The sequence below is a fragment of the Rathayibacter sp. AY1C7 genome (assembly GCF_002931865.1).
Taxonomy (GTDB): Bacteria; Actinomycetota; Actinomycetes; order Actinomycetales; family Microbacteriaceae; genus Rathayibacter.
The window spans coordinates 60,760-77,064 of record NZ_PSWB01000019.1 but is presented as its reverse complement, the minus strand read 5'-3'; the positions used below and the strand labels follow the sequence as shown (position 1 = coordinate 77,064).

The window sequence follows — 16,305 nt, the reverse complement described above, 5'->3', positions numbered from 1 at the left end:
TCCCGAACCGAAGGAAGACCCGCCCCCGTGAGCATCGAGATCAACAACGAGTCGAGCGTCCCCGTCGACGAGGCCGCCCTGCTGCGCCTCGCCGGCTACGCGCTCGACTCGCTCCACGTGCACCCCGACGCCGAGCTCGCGATCGTGCTGGTCGACGAGGGCGCGATGGAGCAGCTGCACGTGCAGTGGATGGACGAGCCGGGACCGACCGACGTGCTCAGCTTCCCGATGGACGAGCTGCGTCCCGGGACCGAGGACGAGCAGACCCCCGCGGGGCTCCTCGGTGACATCGTGCTCTGCCCGCAGGTCGCGCAGTCCCAGGCCGAGTCGGCCGGCCACTCCGTGCTCGACGAGCTGCAGCTGCTGACCGCCCACGGGCTCCTGCACCTGCTCGGCTTCGATCACGCCGAGCCGGAGGAGGAGCGCGAGATGTTCGGCATCCAGCGCGACATCCTGGTCGGCTTCCACATCAGCGAGCGACGCCGCTAGAGCGCGCCGTGCCCACTCTCCAGCTCCTCATCGCCGCCCTCGCGCTCGTCGCCGTCGGCGGCTGGTTCGCCGCGACCGACGCCGCACTCGGCGTCCTCTCGCGCAGCGACCTGCTCGACATGGCCCAGCACTCCCGCAGCGCCCGCGCTCTCCGCGCGATCGCGGGCGACATGAGCGCCCACGTCAACGTCGTCAACTTCTCGCGGATCGCGGCCGAGACGACGGCCGCGGTGTTCGTCACCACGGTGCTGGTCGTCGAGGTCCCGCAGCTCTGGCTCGCGCTCCTGCTGGCGGTCCTGATCATGGCGGCGGTCTCGTTCGTCCTGGTCGGCTCCAGCCCCCGCAGCGTCGGGCGCGCGAACGCGCGTGCGGTCCTGTCCACCAGCGCCTCACTCGTGCACGTGCTCCGTCTCGCGCTGGGTCCGGTCGCGCACGGGCTCGTGGCCCTCGGCAACCGGGTGACGCCGGGGACCGGGCGCTCGGCGGGGTTCTCCTCCGAGGAGCAGCTGCTCAGCATGGTCGACGAGGCGACCGAGCAGGACGTGCTCGAGCAGGACGACCGCGAGCTGATCCACTCGATCTTCGAGTTCAACGACACCTTCGTCCGCGAGGTGATGGTGCCCCGCACCGACATGGTGACGATCGAGGCGACCTCCTCCGTCGGCGCCGGCATGGGGCTCCTGCTGAGCCGCGGCATCTCCCGGCTCCCCGTCATCGGCGACGGCGTCGACGACGTCCTCGGCGTGCTCTACCTGCGCGACGTGGCCCGGCACACCTACGAGCGGCCGGACGACGACGACACGGTCGCCGATCTCGCGCGCCCCGCGCTGTTCGTGCCCGAGTCGAAGAAGGCCGACGAGCTGCTCCGCCAGATGCAGCTCGAGTCCAACCACCTCGCGATGGTGGTCGACGAGTACGGCGGCATCGCGGGCCTGGTGACGCTGGAGGACCTGATCGAGGAGCTCGTCGGCGACATCTCCGACGAGTACGACCGCGAGGTCGACCTCTTCGAGGAGACGGCGCCCGGGGTCTACCGCGTCTCGGCGCGCCTGCCGGTGGACGAGCTCGGCGAGCTGTTCGAGCTCGACCTCGAGGACGACGACGTCGACTCGGTCGGCGGACTGCTGACCAAGGCCTACGGGCGCCTCCCCGAGCGCGGCGCGACGGCGCGGATCGGCGGAGTGCTGCTCGAGGCCGAGCAGGCGGACCCGCGCCGTGGGACCATCTCCACGGTGATCGTCCGCCGCGATCCCGATCTGGACACCGCCGGCGAGCCCGGCACCGGCCCCGTCGCGATCATCGCGGACGGCGGCACCACCACCCCCAGCCCGAGCACGGCTCCCACCCGCGGAGCCACGGGCGATCAGCACGAGGACGCACGATGACCGACACCACTCCCGCCGCCGCTCCCTACCGGGCGGGCTTCGTGTCCTTCGTCGGCCGCCCGAACGTGGGCAAGTCGACGCTCACGAACGCCCTCGTCGGCGAGAAGATCGCCATCACGAGCTCGAAGCCCCAGACCACGCGGCGCGCTATCCGCGGCGTGGTGCACCGCACCGACGGCCAGCTGATCGTCGTCGACACCCCCGGCATCCACCGGCCGCGCACGCTCCTCGGAGAGCGGCTGAACTCGCTCGTCACCTCGACCCTCGGCGACGTCGACGTCATCGGGATGCTGTTCCCCGCGGACGAGCCGATCGGCCCGGGAGACCGCTTCATCAACGAGCAGCTCGACTCCTTCCCGCGCGCCCGGAAGGTCGCGATCGTCTCGAAGGTCGACCTCTCCTCGAAGAAGTCCGTGGCGAAGCAGCTGCTCGCCGTCTCGGAGCTGCGCGAGTGGGACACGATCGTGCCGATCTCGGCCGTGACCGAGGAGCAGCTGGACGTCCTGGCCGTCGAGCTCCTGCGCCTGATGCCGGTCTCGCCCGCCCTCTACCCGGAGGAGGCGGTGACCGACGAGGACCTGTCCTCGCGGATCGCCGAGTTCATCCGCGAGGCCGCCCTCGAGGGCGTCTCGGACGAGCTGCCGCACTCCCTCGCCGTAACGCTCGACGACATGGTCGAGCGCGAGGACGGCTCGCTGATCGACATCTACGCCAACGTCTTCGTGGAGCGCGACAGCCAGAAGGGCATCATCATCGGCAAGGGCGGCCAGCGCCTGCGCGAGGTGGGAGCCGTCTCCCGCGAGCAGATCGAGCGCCTGCTGGGCCGCCGCGTGTTCCTCTCCATCCGGGTGAAGGTCGCCAAGGAGTGGCAGCGCGACCCGAAGCTGCTGGGGCGCCTGGGCTTCTGACGCCGGAGGACGACCGCGGTCACCCTCCAGGACGACGCCCCCGGGCGCGCGGACCCGTAGCGTGGTCCTCATGCGCGCCCTCCTCGACCGACCGGCGGCCCTGCCGATCGCCGGGGCGCTGCTCGCCGCCCTCCACCTGCTGCTCGGGCTCACCGGGGTCACTCCGACCGAGCGGATCGCCGGCGGTCTCGTGCTCGCGCTGGCCCTCGCGGTCGCGGGATTCCTGCCCGCGCTCGCCCCCTCGCTCGTCGCGGTCGGCGCGCTCGCCGACGGAGGCGTCCTGCTCGGCGGCGTCCCCGTCGACGGGGTGCTCGTCGGCCTGGTCGTCCTCTGGCAGACGACCCGCCGGGTGGGCCCCTGGACCCGTGCCCTGGCGCTCGCGGGCGGCCTGATCCTCGCCGGGATCGGCGGCGTCACCGTCGCGCTCGGCCTCTCCGGCCCGCTCGATCCGTCCGGGCTCCCGGCGCGCGTGGAGTTCGTGGTCCTCGCCCTGGTCGCCCTCGCGGTCGCCTCCGTGCTCGGTGCGGCGAAGGTCCTCGTGTACCTCAACGCGCTGCGGGCGCCGGTCCTCGCGGGCGATCGGATCGACGCGCTGCTGAACCGGGTCGCCGGTCCGCAGGACCCCTTCGCGGTGGGGGTCGCCGGTGGTCAGGCGCTGGTGCTCCTCCTCGTCGCCGGCCTCCCGTTCGCCGGGGTGGACGGCGCGATGCAGCTGCTGGTCGCGGGCGTGGTCGCGGTCGCGCTGGTGCTGCACCGGCGGTCCCCGGTCCTCGCCCTCTCGATCGCCTGGGCCGGCGCCGCCCTGCAGATGAGCGCGAGCCTCGCTCCCGGACCCGCGGATCTGGCCATCCTGGCCGTCCTCTTCGGCGCCGGCGCGTCGGAGTCGCGGCGGGTGCGGATCGCGGGCGCGGTGTCGGCCGTCCTCGGCGCTGTGGTCGCCGTCGTCTACCTCGTCCTCGTCTTCGACCTCGTCGCGAGCGCCTACGACGGCCTCCTGTCGGCCGGAGCCACCTTCGGCGGGATCCTCGCGACGCTCGGCCTCTCCTGGACCATCGGACTGCTCTCCCGCTCGGTCCGCCGGGCGCGTGAGGGCCAGACCCTGCGCGCGCAGGCCGAGCAGGAGCGCGCCCGGGCGCAGCGCGAGCTCGACACCGTGGAGGAGCGCAACCGGATCGCCCGCGACATGCACGACGTCGTCGCCCACTCCCTCGCCGTCGTGATCGCGCAGGCGGACGGCGCGCGCTACCTCGGCGCCACCAGCCCCGAGCAGACCGACGCCGCGCTGCTGACCATCTCCTCCGTCGCCCGGGACGCCCTCGGCGACGTGCGCGTGCTCCTCGCCCAGCTGCGGCACTCGCAGAGCGACGGCCCGCAGCCCGGCGCGCGCGACCTGCCGACCCTCCTCGACAGCGTGGGCGGAGCCGGAGCCCCCGTCCGCGCCGAGCTCGCCGTCGACCTGGAGGCGGTGCCGCGCGCCGTCGGTCTGGCCCTGTACCGCATCGCCCAGGAGGCGACCACGAACGCTCTCCGCCACGGCCGCCCGGGCTCGCCGCTCGACATCGCCCTGCGCCAGGACGGCGGCGAGCTCGCCCTGACCGTGCGCAACGCCCGGTGCGCCGACGTCGAGCGCGACTCCCTGCCGGGCGAGGGCCACGGACTGGTCGGCATGCGCGAGCGCGCCGCGCTCGTCGGGGGAGTGCTCGCCGCCGGCCCGGTCGGGGACGACTTCGTCGTCGACGCGCGCCTGCCCTCCTCCCCGTCCCTCGCCCGCACCGCCCCACCCCTCGCCTCCGGAGGCAGCCCCGCATGACCGACACCATCCGCCTCGTCCTCGTCGACGACCAGGCCCTCTTCCGCGCCGGCATCCGCATGCTGCTCGGCTCGCAGCCCGACCTCGAGGTGGTCGGCGAGGCCTCGGACGGGGCGGAGGGCGCGGAGCTGGTCGCGCGGCTGGCCCCCGACGTCGTGCTGATGGACATCCGGATGCCGGGCGTCGACGGGATCGAGTCGACCCGGCGGATCCTCGCGGACGCGCAGGAGCGGCGGGTCGAGCCTCCGCGCATCCTCGTGCTGACCACCTTCGACCTCGACGAGGCCGCCGCGCGCGCCATCCGGGCGGGTGCGAGCGGCTTCCTCCTGAAGGACACGGAGCCCGGCTTCCTCCTCGCCTCCGTCCGCACCGTGCACGCGGGGACCGCCGTGGTCGCCGCCTCCGCGACCCGCGAGCTCTTCGAGCACTTCGGAGCGGCGGGCAGCGGACGCGAGACCCCGCCCGCCTTCGCGACCCTCACCGACCGCGAGCGCGAGATCTTCCACCTGGCCGCGCGGGGGATGAGCAACACCGAGATCGCGCGCGCCGAGTTCCTGAGCGAGGCGACGGTGAAGACGCACATCAGCCGCACCCTCGGCAAGCTCGGCCTGCGCGACCGCGTGCAGCTGGTGGTCTACGCCTACGAGAACGGCCTGGTCTCCTAGCGCGGGACGCCGGGGTGACGCGCCGCGGGGGCGGTGCTACCCTGACCGGGTGCGCTTCGGACAGCTCCTCCTTCTCCGCCGCGACGAGATCTGATCCTCAGGCCATCCTCGTCGCGGAGTCCGTCGTCGGCTGAACCATCCCTCGCCCGCGAGGTCGATCCGCATCCGGATCCCCGCGAGACCGCCCGACCGGCACCGCCCACCAGCGGAGCCGCACGCGAGCGGGATCGGTCACGAGCGAGAACAGACACGTGCGCACCACTGCGCCGGGAGAGCACCTCATGCTGAACAACCAGAAGCCGTCGCCCATGCCGATCGGCAAGTACCGTCCCTTCCACGAGCTGATCGCCGTGGACCTGCCCGACCGCACCTGGCCGTCGAAGCGCATCACCGCCGCGCCCCGCTGGTGCGCCGTGGACCTCCGCGACGGCAACCAGGCGCTCATCGACCCGATGAGCCCCGAGCGCAAGCGCATCATGTTCGATCTGCTGGTCCGGATGGGCTACAAGGAGATCGAGGTCGGGTTCCCGAGCGCGAGCCAGACCGACTTCGACTTCGTGCGCAGCCTCATCGAGGAGGGCGCGATCCCCGAGGACGTCACCATCCAGGTGCTGACCCAGGCCCGCGACCACCTGATCGAGCGCACCTACGAGTCGATCCGCGGCGCGCGCCAGGCGATCGTGCACCTCTACAACTCCACGAGCGTGCTGCAGCGCGAGGTCGTGTTCCGCAAGGACCGTCAGGGCATCATCGACATCGCGCTGGCCGGCGCCCGCAAGTGCCGCGAGATGGAGTCGACCGTCCCCGGCACGGCCGTCTACTACGAGTACTCGCCCGAGAGCTACACCGGCACCGAGCTCGACTTCGCCCGCGAGATCTGCGACCGGGTCGTCGAGGTCTTCGAGCCGACTCCCGAGCGCAAGGTCATCCTGAACCTGCCCGCCACCGTCGAGATGGCCACCCCGAACGTCTACGCAGACTCGATCGAGTGGATGAGCCGCAACCTCGCGCAGCGCGAGAACATCGTGCTGTCGCTGCACCCCCACAACGACCGCGGCACGGCCGTGGCGGCGGCCGAGCTGGGCTACCTGGCCGGCGCGGACCGGATCGAGGGCTGCCTCTTCGGCAACGGCGAGCGCACCGGCAACGTCGATCTGGTCGCGCTGGGCGTGAACCTGTTCACCCAGGGGATCGACCCGCAGATCGACTTCAGCGACATGGACGGCATCAAGCGCACCGCCGAGTACTGCAACCAGCTGCCCGTGCCCGAGCGCAGCCCCTGGGCGGGCGACCTGGTCTTCACCGCCTTCAGCGGCTCGCACCAGGACGCCATCAAGAAGGGCTTCGAGGCGATGCAGGCCGAGGCCGAGCGGACCGGCCGCAGCGTCGACGAGCTCACCTGGGCCGTGCCCTACCTGCCGGTGGACCCGAAGGACCTGGGCCGCTCCTACGAGGCGGTCATCCGCGTCAACTCGCAGTCCGGCAAGGGCGGAGTCGCGTACCTGCTGAAGACGGACCACGCGCTCGACCTGCCGCGCCGGCTGCAGATCGAGTTCTCGGGCGTCGTGCAGGCCAAGACCGACGCCGAGGGCGGCGAGGTCACGAGCGAGCAGATCTGGACGGTGTTCCAGGACGAGTACCTGCCGGCGCCCGCCGAGCGCGCCGACGAGAAGTGGGGCCGCTTCGAGCTGCTGCGCACGAACACGTCGAGCGATCTGGGCGGCAGCATCGCGCTGGACGCGGTCCTCCGGGTGGGCGACGAGCGCGTCTCGGCCAGCTCGCGGGGCAACGGCCCGATCAACGCCTTCGAGGCCGTGCTGGAGCAGCAGGGCGTCGAGGTCCGGGTCCTCGACTACGTCGAGCACGCGCTCAGCGCCGGCGGCGACGCGCTGGCCGCCTCGTACGTCGAGTGCACGGTGAACGGCCGCACCCTGTGGGGCGTGGGCGTGGACGCCGACATCTCGACCGCCTCCCTCAAGGCCATCGTCTCTGCCGTCAACCGCGCCCTGCGCGAGGAGGTCCCGGTCCGCGAGCTGGCCGGCGCCTCCGCCTGATCGGGCCCGATCCCCGCCGGGGGAGCCGTGACGCGTCGCGGCTCCCCCGGCGTTCCCGTGCGCGGACCGCGCGGGACTCCGCTCCCTGCGTCCGGGTCGGCCGCCGCTAGGTCCGGCGGCGCCAGCGCAGGCGCGGCACCCCGCTGAGCGCGCGTTGCTCGGGCAGGCTCCAGCCGTAGCGGACCGCGAGCAGGCGGATGACCGTGGTCACGCCCACCGCGAGCGGCGCGGCGAAGTCGATCGTCACTCCGAAGCGCAGCGCGAGGACCAGGACGCCCGTGCCCACCGAGGCGGCGACCGCGTAGAGCGAGCCGACGTGCATCAGCGCGATCGGCCGGTTCAGCAGGATGTCGCGGACGACGGATCCGCCGACGGCCGAGACGGTGCCGACGAACACGGCCGGCACCTCCGGCACGCCGAGCGACAGGGCCTTCGTGGTGCCGATCGCGCCGAAGAGCCCGAGGGTCAGCGCGTCGAGGGCGGTGATCGTCCCGTCGACCCGGTTCAGCAGGTGCTGGAGCAGCATCCCGAGCAGGGAGGCGGTCACCGCGACGATCAGGTACGCGTCGGTGTGCAGGGCCACCAGGGGCGTCTGGAGCAGCAGATCGCGGAGCACGCCGCCGCCGAGGCCGGTGGCCGTGCCGATGATCGTGACACCGAGCAGGTCGATCCGGCGGTCGCGGAACTCGCCCGCGAACATCGCGCCCTGGAGGCAGCCGATGGCGATCGCGAGCAGGTCGGCCCAGGCCGGGATCTCGAAGAGGGAGGCTGCCACCCGGACATCGTTCCACGGCGCGGGCCCTGCCCCGGCCGGGCTGCCAGCCGGGTGTCGGGGGTCGGGGGGATAATCGGAGGATGCCCACCTATCGCGACGAAGCCGTGGTGCTCCGCACGCACAAGCTGGGCGAGGCCGACCGCATCGTGACGCTGCTCTCGCGCAGCCACGGCAAGATCCGCGCGGTGGCGAAGGGCGTGCGCAAGACCGGCTCCAAGTTCGGCTCGCGGCTCGAGCCGTTCATGGTCGCCGACCTCCAGCTCTACGAGGGCCGGAGCCTCGACATCGTCACGCAGGCCGAGTCGCTCGGCGCCTACGGTGCGCTGATCGCCGCCGACTACGACAGCTACACGGCCGCGAGCGCGATGGTCGAGACGGCGGACCGCCTCACCGACGCGGACGCCTCCCTGCAGCAGTACCTGCTGCTCGTCGGGGCCCTGCGATCGCTCTCGAAGCACGAGCACGAGCCGGTGCTGACGCTCGACTCCTACCTCCTGCGGGCGCTCTCGATCGCGGGCTGGGCGCCCAGCTTCGAGGACTGCGCGCGCTGCGGCGCCCCCGGGCCTCACGGCGCGGTCGTGGTGCAGCTCGGAGGCGTCGTCTGCGCCGACTGCACGCCGCCCGGAGCACCGCGGGTCGCTCCGGAGGTCGTGGTCCTGCTGGGTGCGCTGCTCACGGGAGACTGGGCCCACGCCGAGACCACCGAGCCGACCACGCGGTCGCGGGCGAGCGGAGTGGTCGCCGCCTACACGCAGTTCCACCTCGAACGCGGTCTGAGATCCCTGGAGCACGTCACCCGATGAAGCCCTTCACCCACAAGGACGCCGAGCCGTACCGCCCCCTCGACTGGACCGGGATCCACCCGCCTGCGATCCCGCGGAAGGCCGTTCCAGGGCACGTCGCCATCGTGATGGACGGGAACGGCCGCTGGGCGAACTCCCGCGGCCTGACGAGGATCGAGGGGCACAAGCGCGGCGAGACGGCGTTGCTGGACGTCGTGGCCGGAGCGATCCAGATCGGCGTGAAGCACCTCAGCGTCTACGCGTTCTCGACCGAGAACTGGAAGCGCTCGCCCGAGGAGGTGCGCTTCCTGATGGGCTTCAACCGCGATGTGCTGCACCGCCGCCGCGATCAGCTCAACGAGTGGGGCGTGCGCATCCGCTGGGCCGGCCGGAAGCCGCGCCTGTGGGCGTCGGTGATCAACGAGCTGCAGTTCGCCGAGCGGATGACCGCGGACAACGACGTGCTGACGCTCACCATGTGCGTCAACTACGGCGGGCGCACCGAGATCGCCGACGCGGTGCAGCGGCTCGCCGCCGAGGTCCAGTTAGGGCGGCTCAAGCCCTCCGGCATCTCCGAGAAGACGATCGCCCGGGCGCTCTACGTGCCCGAGATGCCGGACGTCGACCTCTTCGTGCGCTCCTCCGGCGAGCAGCGCACCAGCAACTTCCTGCTCTGGCAGAGCGCCTACGCCGAGATGGTGTTCCTCGACCGGCTCTGGCCGGACTTCACGCGGACCGACCTCTGGGACGCGATCGAGCACTACTCCGGCCGCTCCCGCCGCTTCGGCGGCGCGGTCGACGTGCCGGGGGCCTCCTCGTGATCCGGGCCGGGATCGTCGGCTTCGGGCTCGCCGGCAGCGTCTTCCACGGTCCGTTCCTCGCGGCGGATCCCGCTTTCGAGGTCGTCGCCGTCTCCACCCGCGACGCCGGTCGGAGGGCCGCGGCCGCTGCCGCGCATCCGGACGCCCGGATCGTGCCCGACCTCGACGCGGTGCTCGCCGAGCGGCCGGAGCTGGTCGTGCTCGCCTCGCCGCCGTCGGTGCACCGGGAGCAGGCCGTCCGGGTGCTCGAGGCCGGTGTCGCCGTCGTGATCGACAAGCCCTTCGCACCGAGCGCGGCCGACGCGGACGCGATCATCGCCGCCTCCGTGCGGAGCGGTGCGCCCGTCTTCGTCTTCCAGAACCGGCGCTGGGACGCCGATCTGCTCACGCTCCGCCGCCTCCTGGGCGAAGGGGTCCTCGGCGAGGTCCTCCGCTTCGAGTCGACCTTCGAGCGCTGGAGCGCGCCGAAGACGGGCCGGTGGCAGAGCGAGACGGGTCCGGCCGAGGGTGGCGGGATCCTCTTCGATCTCGGCAGCCACCTGGTCGACCAGGCGCTGCTGCTGTTCGGCCCGGCGGTCGTCACGGCGGCCGAGACCCGGACCGTCCACGAGGGCTCGGCGAGCGAGGACGACGCGTTCGTCTCGCTCCTGCATCACAGCGGCGTCCGCTCCCACCTCACCATGAGCCGCGTCGCCCGGGCGACCGGCCCCCGCTTCCGCGTGCTCGGCACCCGCGCCGCCTTCAGCGTCGACGGTCTCGATCCGCAGGAGACCGCGCTCCGCACCGGCGGCGCCCGACCGGACGATGACGGCTTCGGCGAGGTCGCGCCGGAGGGATGGGGCGTCCTCGTCGACGACTCCGGCGCACACCCCGTGCCGAGTGAGCGGGGACGATACGCCGCGTTCCTCGAGCAGGTCGCGCGGTCGCTCCTGGACGGCGCTCCCTCGCCGGTCGACGTCCGCGAGGCCCGCGAGGTCGTCGCCGTGCTCGAGCAGGCGCACGCCCTCGCCGCCCGCTGACCGGGCCCGCCGCCGACGCGCCCGGTCGCTCCCCGGTCTTGGCGATCCGGCTCCGGAGCGTCATCCTCGAGAGGTGAGCACCGCACTGCCGAACTCCGCCGACCTGCGCGCGCGCTTCGCCGGTGCCCGCGGCTTCCACAACGCCTGCACCCTCGGCCTGCCGCCGCGGGAGACCGTCGAGGCGCTGCGGGCGGACCTCGACGGCTGGTCGTCCGGGGCGAGCACGGCCGCCGCCTACGGCGCTGTCGCCGAGCGCGCGCGGGCCTCGTTCGCCGCGATCGCCGGCGTCCCGGTCGACCGGGTCGCGATCGGCTCGCAGACGTCCGCCATGGCCGCCGTGCTCGCCGCCTCGCTGCCCGACGGGGCCCGCGTGCTCTGCGTGGACGGCGACTTCTCCTCCATCGTGTTCCCCTTCCTCGCCCACGCGCACCGCGGAGTGACCGTGCGCTCCGTCGCGCTCGAGGCGCTGGCCGACTCCGTCGACGACGGGGACGACCTCGTCGTCTTCTCCGCCGTGCAGTCCAGCAGCGGAGCGCTCGCCGATCTCGACGCCGTCCTCGAGGCGGCCGCGCGCCACGGAGTGCGGACCGCGTGCGACCTCACGCAGGCGGCCGGCGTCCTGCCGGTCGACGCCTCCCGCTTCGACGCGACCCTCACCCACGCCTACAAATGGCTGTGCTCGCCGCGCGGAGTGGCGTTCCTCACCGTCTCGCCCGCCTACGCGGCCGAGCTCGTCCCCGTGCAGGCGGGCTGGTACTCGGGGGAGGACGTGTGGTCGTCCTGCTACGGACCGGCCATGCACCTGGCCGAGAACGCCCGCCGCTTCGACGTATCGCCGGCCTGGCAGGCGTTCGCCGGCGCCGAGGCGTCGCTCGCTCTGTTCCGCTCGCTCGACCTCGACGCGGTCTGGGCGCACGCCTCCGGCCTCGGCGACCTGCTGTGCGAGCGGCTTGACCGGGAGCCTCAGCACCGGGCGCTCGTGTCCTGGCCGGACGAGGGGGGAGCGGACCTGGAGCTGCTGCAGGCCGCGGGTCTGCGCGTCTCGGGCCGCGGCGGCCGGCTCCGCATCGCCTTCCACCTCTGGAACGACGAGTCCGACGTGGACGAGCTCGTCCGCGTGCTGCAGGAATAGCGGGGCGCCCCCTCCGTTGTCCTGGGGGTGAGTGCTGAGCCGAGCCCCCTGTCCGTCGACGTCTGGTCCGACATCGCCTGCCCCTGGTGCTACATCGGGAAGCGCCGGTTCGAGCGCGGGCTCGAGGCCTTCCGCGCCGCGCACCCCGAGGCTCCGGAGGTCGTCGTGGAGTACCGCAGCTTCGAGCTCTCGCCGGACACGCCGGAGGACTACCGCGGGGGAGAGGCGGCGTTCCTCGCCGAGCACAAGGGCATCCCGGAGGCGCAGGCGCAGCAGATGCTCGACTCCGTCACGGCGATCGCGGCGAGTGTCGGCCTCGACTACCACTTCGAGTCGGTGCGCCACGTCAAGACGGTCACCGCCCACCAGGCGCTCCACCACGCCAAGGAGAACGGACTGCAGCTCGAGCTCGTCGAGCGTCTCCTGAGCGCGTACTTCGTCGAGGGCCGCGACCTGGCCGATCCGGAGGTGCTCGCCTCGCTCGCCGGCGAGGTCGGGCTCGACCCGGCGGAGACGCGCCGCGCTCTCGAGGACCGGCGCTACCTTGGGCGGGTGCAGTCCGACATCGCGCAGGCCCGCGAGTACGGGATCTCGGGGGTGCCGTTCTTCGTCCTCGACGGGCGCTTCGGCGTCTCCGGCGCCCAGGAGCCGGCGGCGTTCACCGAGGTCCTCGAGCACGTGCTGGAGCAGCGGGCGGCCGTCGCGTGAGCGGGCCGTTCGAGATGCTCGGCGACTCCGGCGGGCCGCTGTGCGAGGACGGCGTCTGCGCCGTGCCGCAGGCCGCGGAAGCGCAGGCCGAGGTGCCGCCGATCACCGCGGAGGCTCCTCCACGGTGATGTCGGCGACGGTCGCGCCGTAGGCGGCCACGAGGGCGTCCGCGTCGACGAAGGCGCTGCGCCCGTCGGCGCCGGCTCCCATCGCGACGCGGCGGCCGAGGATCCGCTCGTCGGCGTAGACCGGCCAGGCCGTCGTGGACCCGATCGGGGTGATGGTGCCGCGCCGGTAGCCGGTCGCCTCGAGGGCGGCCGTCTCGTCCGGGAGGCGGAGCTTGTTCACTCCGACCACCGCGCGCAGCTTCGGCCACGCGATCTGCCGCCCGCCGGGGACGAGGGCGAACAGGTAGCCGCCGTCGTGGCGCTTCACCACGAGCGACTTCACGATGTCGCCGGGCTCGATGCCGAGCAGCGCGGCCGCCTCGTGCAGGCTGCCGGCAGCGGGCCTCTCCACGATCTCGACCGCCAGGCCGCGGGCGGACGCGTCCGCCTCCAGCCGCTGCGAACCGTCCTCCACAGGTGTGCTCTCGTTCATCTCTCCACCTCTCTGCTCGTCACTCCGCCTTCCCCAACACAGGATCTGGGAGAATCGATACCGATGTCCTCCACTCTCACGGCCGCCCCGCCCGCGCGCACCGCGCCGGCGCTCCGGATCGGCCCCCTCGAACTCGACGCGCCGGTGGTGCTCGCCCCCATGGCGGGCATCACCAACACGGCGTTCCGCCGCCTCTGCCGCGAGTTCGGCAACGGCCTCTACGTGAGCGAGATGATCACCTCCCGCGCGCTCGTCGAGCGCACGCCGGAGTCGATGCGCCTCATCCGCCACCACCCCAGCGAGTCGGTGCGCTCGATCCAGCTCTACGGAGTGGACCCGGTCACGGTCGCCGAAGCGGTCACCATGCTCGTCGCCGAGGACCGGGCCGACCACATCGACCTCAACTTCGGCTGCCCCGTGCCCAAGGTCACCCGGAAGGGCGGGGGAGCGGCCCTGCCGTGGAAGCTCCCGCTGTTCCGGCAGATCGTCGAGGGCGCCGTGAAGGCCGCCGGCGACGTCCCGCTCACCGTCAAGATGCGCAAGGGCATCGACCCGGACCACCTCACCTACCTCGAGGCCGCCCGTGCCGCCGAGGGCGCCGGGGTCGCGTCGATCGCGCTGCACGCGCGCACCGCCTCCGAGTTCTACAGCGGGCACGCCGACTGGTCGGCGATCGCCACGCTCAAGGAGACGGTCACGAGCGTGCCCGTGCTGGGCAACGGCGACATCTGGTCGGCCGAGGACGCGCTGCGGATGATGGCCGAGACGGGCTGCGACGGAGTCGTCGTCGGTCGCGGCTGCCTCGGGCGCCCCTGGCTGTTCGGCGACCTCGCCGCCGGGTTCGCCGGCTCCGACGAGCGGTTCCGCCCTTCGCTCGGACAGGTCGCCGAGGCGTTCCGCCGCCACGCGGAGCTGCTCGTCGACTTCTTCGAGAGCGAGGAGCGCGGCTGCCGCGACATCCGCAAGCACGTCGCCTGGTACTTCAAGGGCTACGCCGTCGGCGGCGACCTCCGCGCTCGCCTGGCCACCGTCGAGTCGCTCGCGCAGCTCGACGAGCTCCTGGCGACGCTCGACTGGACGCAGCCCTATCCGGGCGAGGCGGCCGAGGGGCAGCGGGGCCGCGCCGGCTCGCCCAAGGTCCCCTCCCTCCCGGACCGCTGGCTCGAGTCCCGCGAGCTCGACGCCGGGCAGCGCGACGCGGTCTCGGCCGCCGAGATCCACAACAGCGGTGGATGACCGCGCGCTCTGGGGGTACTCGCTCGTCGACACCGAGCGATTCCTGCCGGAGGACCACTCGACCCGCCGCTCCGACTTCGCCCGCGACCGCGCCCGGCTCTTCCACTCCAGCGCGCTCCGCCGCCTGGCCGCGAAGACCCAGGTGCTCAGCCCCACGGCGGGCGTCGACTTCGCGCGCAACCGCCTGACCCACTCGCTCGAGGTGGCGCAGATCGGCCGGGAGCTCGCCACGAGCCTCGACCTCGACCCCGACGTCGTCGACACGGCCTGCCTCGCGCACGACATCGGGCATCCGCCGTTCGGGCACAACGGCGAGCGCGCGCTCAACACCTGGGCCGAGGGGATCGGCGGCTTCGAAGGCAACGCGCAGACCTTCCGGCTGCTCACGCGGCTCGAGCCGAAGGTGTTCGGCGACGACGCCCGCCCCTACGGGCTGAACCTCACCCGCGCCAGCATCGACGCGAGCTGCAAGTACCCCTGGCCCGACACGCGCTCGGTCGCGGACCCGTCGGGGCGAGCCAAGTTCGGGTTCTACGCCGACGACGCTCCCGCGTTCGCCTGGATGCGCGAGGGCGCCCCCGAGGGGGTGCGCTGCATCGAAGCCGAGGTGATGGACCTCTCGGACGACATCGCGTACTCCGTGCACGACTTCGAGGACGCGGTGGTCTCCGGCTACATCGACGTCGAAGCACTCGGCTCCCGCGCCGACCACGAGGACCTCGTGCAGTCGATGCACTCCTGGGTCGGCGGGGAGGTCGGACACGACGAGCTCGTCGCCGCCTTCGACCGTCTCGACTCGCTCGACGTGTGGGTCTCCTCCTGGGACGGCTCCCGCCGCGACCAGGCCCGGCTCAAGAACCTCACCAGCCAGCTCATCGGCCGCTTCGCCGCCGCCGCCACCGAGGCCACCCGCGAGGCGTACCAGCACCCCGACCTCGTCCGCTTCGGCGGCCACGTCGTCGTCCCCCGCGAGCAGCAGGCCGAGATCGCCGTGCTCAAGGGGATCGTCGCGACGTTCGTGATGTCGCGGAACACCCGCCAGCCCATCTACACCCAGCAGCGCGTGGTCCTCACCCGCCTCGCCGACACCCTCCTCGACCGCGGCCCGGGAACCCTCGAGCCCGGCTTCGCCGAGGACTGGCACGCCGCCCCCGACGACGACGCCCGCCGCCGCGTCGTCGTCGACCAGGTCGCCAACCTCACCGACCAGAGCGCCCTCGCCTGGTTCGAGAGGCTGTGCTGATGCGCTGAGCCGGGCGGCGCCCGGCTCAGCTGTGCCGCCGGTCCCTGCTCGGCGTCACCGCGGTCGGCTTGTCGAGGTGGTGCGTTCCAGGGAGCGGGGTGCGTCCGCCTAGGGCGATCCGCTGTTACGCGGATCGTCCGTTCGGCGGTGCTCGATTGCACGCCGGTCCTCGCCCGGCGTGGCGCGGTCGGCTTCGCGGGGTGGTGCGTTCCAGGGAGCGGGGTGCGTCCGCCTAGGGCGATCCGCTGGCACGCGGATCGGCCGTTCGGCGGTGCCGGTGGCACGCCGGTCTCTGCCCGGCTCGGCGCGGTCGGCGGTGCTCGATTCCACGCCGGTCCCTGCCCGGGGTGGCGCGGTCGGCGGTGCTCGATTCCACGCCGGTCCCTGCCCGGCGTGGCGCGGTCGGCTTGGCGACGTGGTGCGTTTCGTGAAGCGGGGTGCGTCCGCCTAGGGCGATCCGCTGGCACGCGGATCGGCCGTTCGGCGGTGCCGGTGGCACGCCGGTTCTCGGCCGGCGTGGCGCGGTCGGCGGTGCTCGATTCCACGCCGGTCCCTGCCCGGCGTGGCGCGGTCGGCTTGTCGAGGTGGTGCGTTCCAGGGAGCGGGGTGTGTCCGCCTAGGGCGATCCGCTGGCACGCGGATCGGCTGGTCGGCGGTGCCGGGGCACGCCGGTCACCG

At 73.0% G+C, this 16,305-nt stretch carries 15 protein-coding genes; 13 read left to right on the top strand and 2 right to left on the bottom strand.

The annotated features are described in order from the left end of the window. Window positions 1–27: 27 nt before the first annotated feature. The 6 genes from ybeY to leuA all read left to right on the top strand — a co-directional run bounded on the left by ybeY (window position 28) and on the right by leuA (window position 7,311). Complete coding sequence (ybeY, locus tag C5C69_RS11335) at window positions 28–489, top strand: rRNA maturation RNase YbeY (RefSeq protein ID WP_104223424.1); 462 nt, start codon at window positions 28–30, stop codon at window positions 487–489. 8 nt (window positions 490–497) lie between these two features. Continuing rightward, on the top strand, window positions 498–1,874 hold the full coding sequence (locus C5C69_RS11330; RefSeq protein WP_104223425.1) for a hemolysin family protein: 1,377 nt from the start codon (window positions 498–500) through the stop codon (window positions 1,872–1,874). Further along, entirely contained in the window at window positions 1,871–2,782 is a 912-nt protein-coding gene (gene era / locus C5C69_RS11325) for a GTPase Era (RefSeq protein ID WP_104223426.1), read from the top strand. Before C5C69_RS11330 ends, era begins: the two co-directional genes overlap by 4 nt. A 70-nt stretch (window positions 2,783–2,852) precedes the next feature. Beyond that, complete coding sequence (locus C5C69_RS11320; RefSeq protein WP_146083625.1) at window positions 2,853–4,592, top strand: sensor histidine kinase; 1,740 nt, start codon at window positions 2,853–2,855, stop codon at window positions 4,590–4,592. Continuing rightward, window positions 4,589–5,257: a response regulator transcription factor gene (locus tag C5C69_RS11315; protein WP_104234459.1), complete on the top strand. Its 669-nt coding sequence runs from the start codon at window positions 4,589–4,591 to the stop codon at window positions 5,255–5,257. The genes C5C69_RS11320 and C5C69_RS11315 overlap by 4 nt, the downstream gene beginning before the upstream one ends. Before the next feature lie 281 nt (window positions 5,258–5,538). Then, a complete protein-coding gene (gene leuA, locus C5C69_RS11310) occupies window positions 5,539–7,311 on the top strand; it encodes a 2-isopropylmalate synthase (RefSeq protein WP_104226696.1) in 1,773 nt (590 codons plus the stop codon). Between the two features lie 106 nt (window positions 7,312–7,417). Here leuA and C5C69_RS11305 read toward each other — a convergent pair whose 3' ends face one another. Continuing rightward, complete coding sequence (locus tag C5C69_RS11305; RefSeq protein ID WP_104223430.1) at window positions 7,418–8,086, bottom strand: trimeric intracellular cation channel family protein; 669 nt, start codon at window positions 8,084–8,086, stop codon at window positions 7,418–7,420. An 80-nt stretch (window positions 8,087–8,166) separates the two neighbouring features. Between C5C69_RS11305 and recO the strand changes: the two genes are divergently transcribed. The 5 genes from recO (at window position 8,167) to C5C69_RS11280 (ending at window position 12,548) form a co-directional block, all read left to right on the top strand. Further along, window positions 8,167–8,889 carry a DNA repair protein RecO gene (gene recO, locus C5C69_RS11300; RefSeq protein WP_104223431.1) on the top strand — a complete coding sequence of 241 codons (723 nt, stop codon included), beginning with the start codon at window positions 8,167–8,169 and terminating at the stop codon, window positions 8,887–8,889. Continuing rightward, window positions 8,886–9,689 (top strand): isoprenyl transferase, encoded by an 804-nt coding sequence (locus C5C69_RS11295; protein WP_104257936.1) that lies wholly within the window; start codon window positions 8,886–8,888, stop codon window positions 9,687–9,689. The genes recO and C5C69_RS11295 overlap by 4 nt, the downstream gene beginning before the upstream one ends. Continuing rightward, window positions 9,686–10,708, top strand: coding sequence for a Gfo/Idh/MocA family oxidoreductase (locus tag C5C69_RS11290; protein WP_104257935.1), 1,023 nt, complete (start codon window positions 9,686–9,688; stop codon window positions 10,706–10,708). The genes C5C69_RS11295 and C5C69_RS11290 overlap by 4 nt, the downstream gene beginning before the upstream one ends. Before the next feature lie 73 nt (window positions 10,709–10,781). Beyond that, window positions 10,782–11,840, top strand: a complete 1,059-nt coding sequence (locus C5C69_RS11285) for an aminotransferase class V-fold PLP-dependent enzyme (protein ID WP_104257934.1) — start codon at window positions 10,782–10,784, stop codon at window positions 11,838–11,840. A gap of 27 nt (window positions 11,841–11,867) precedes the next feature. Beyond that, entirely contained in the window at window positions 11,868–12,548 is a 681-nt protein-coding gene (locus tag C5C69_RS11280; protein WP_104238217.1) for a DsbA family protein, read from the top strand. Between the two features lie 102 nt (window positions 12,549–12,650). Here C5C69_RS11280 and C5C69_RS11275 read toward each other — a convergent pair whose 3' ends face one another. Further along, a complete protein-coding gene (locus tag C5C69_RS11275) occupies window positions 12,651–13,148 on the bottom strand; it encodes an aminoacyl-tRNA deacylase (RefSeq protein ID WP_104257933.1) in 498 nt (165 codons plus the stop codon). A 63-nt stretch (window positions 13,149–13,211) separates the two neighbouring features. Between C5C69_RS11275 and dusB the strand changes: the two genes are divergently transcribed. Beyond that, window positions 13,212–14,384: a tRNA dihydrouridine synthase DusB gene (dusB, locus tag C5C69_RS11270; protein WP_104257932.1), complete on the top strand. Its 1,173-nt coding sequence runs from the start codon at window positions 13,212–13,214 to the stop codon at window positions 14,382–14,384. Continuing rightward, window positions 14,377–15,627: a deoxyguanosinetriphosphate triphosphohydrolase gene (locus C5C69_RS11265; protein ID WP_104257931.1), complete on the top strand. Its 1,251-nt coding sequence runs from the start codon at window positions 14,377–14,379 to the stop codon at window positions 15,625–15,627. The genes dusB and C5C69_RS11265 overlap by 8 nt, the downstream gene beginning before the upstream one ends. Window positions 15,628–16,305: the final 678 nt, after the last annotated feature.

Excerpts from the sequence above, each read along its gene's own strand:
- era (WP_104223426.1), top strand. The coding sequence starts at position 1,871 with ATGACCGACACCACTCCCGCCGCCGCTCCCTACCGGGCGGGCTTCGTG.
- C5C69_RS11320 (WP_146083625.1), top strand. The coding sequence starts at position 2,853 with ATGCGCGCCCTCCTCGACCGACCGGCGGCCCTGCCGATCGCCGGGGCG.
- C5C69_RS11315 (WP_104234459.1), top strand. The coding sequence starts at position 4,589 with ATGACCGACACCATCCGCCTCGTCCTCGTCGACGACCAGGCCCTCTTC.
- leuA (WP_104226696.1), top strand. The coding sequence starts at position 5,539 with ATGCTGAACAACCAGAAGCCGTCGCCCATGCCGATCGGCAAGTACCGT.
- recO (WP_104223431.1), top strand. The coding sequence starts at position 8,167 with ATGCCCACCTATCGCGACGAAGCCGTGGTGCTCCGCACGCACAAGCTG.
- C5C69_RS11295 (WP_104257936.1), top strand. The coding sequence starts at position 8,886 with ATGAAGCCCTTCACCCACAAGGACGCCGAGCCGTACCGCCCCCTCGAC.
- C5C69_RS11275 (WP_104257933.1), bottom strand. The coding sequence starts at position 13,148 with ATGAACGAGAGCACACCTGTGGAGGACGGTTCGCAGCGGCTGGAGGCG.
- dusB (WP_104257932.1), top strand. The coding sequence starts at position 13,212 with ATGTCCTCCACTCTCACGGCCGCCCCGCCCGCGCGCACCGCGCCGGCG.